Genomic DNA, 622 nt, shown 5'->3' on the forward strand with positions numbered 1-622 from the left:
CGCTGGGGCTACACCGAGGCGGACGGGACGCCGGAGGGGCGCACGCCGCTCGCCATCCGCCGCGCCTGCATGCTCCTCGTCCTGCGCAGCCTCTCGCCCTTGGCGGACGAAGACTCGTTGGAGGAGCGCACGCGCTGGCGCGTGGTGGAAGAGAGGACGCGCGAGCAGAGCTACCGCCTCGACAGTGTCCGCCCCTCCGTGCGGCCTCTCACCGGAGAGCCGGAGGTGGACACCCTCCTCGCCCCCTACGTGAAGCCCTCCTTGCCCGGGGCGGCTTGATGAGGGGCAGGCTCATCTTCCCCTTCCTTGCGGAGCTTCACCGCCTGGACACCACCGCCATGGCGGGCCCCGGTCCAGGCCCCCATGCCAGCGGGTACGACGCGGACTTTCGCGAGCCGGTGCTGGTGGACGCGGACGACGACGGCCTGGCCGAAGCCTTCCGTCGCGAATTTCCGCCCGTGCGTGTCCCCTGCCAGGTGGAGCCGGATGCCTTTGAGTCATTGCGCATGGCCCCTTCCGGCAACAGCCCCAGGACGAGCTTCGAACTCGTCTTCCACTTCCGCGACTTGGAGCGCCTCGGCCTCGTCGACGCGGCCACGGGTGACGCCCTCATCCGCCCCAG

General features: G+C 70.7%; 1 protein-coding gene and 1 pseudogene. Both read left to right on the top strand.

Annotated elements, in window-relative coordinates:
• A pseudogene (locus HUW62_RS47610) lies at positions 1 to 279 on the top strand (hypothetical protein); the annotation flags it as partial.
• A partial coding sequence (locus HUW62_RS47615) for a hypothetical protein (protein WP_176438222.1) occupies positions 279 to 622 on the top strand: 344 nt, incomplete at its 3' end. The pseudogene HUW62_RS47610 and the gene HUW62_RS47615, both read left to right, overlap by 1 nt.

It is taken from the genome of Myxococcus sp. AM011 (assembly GCF_013372595.1).
In the GTDB taxonomy this organism is placed as follows: Bacteria; Myxococcota; Myxococcia; order Myxococcales; family Myxococcaceae; genus Myxococcus; species Myxococcus eversor.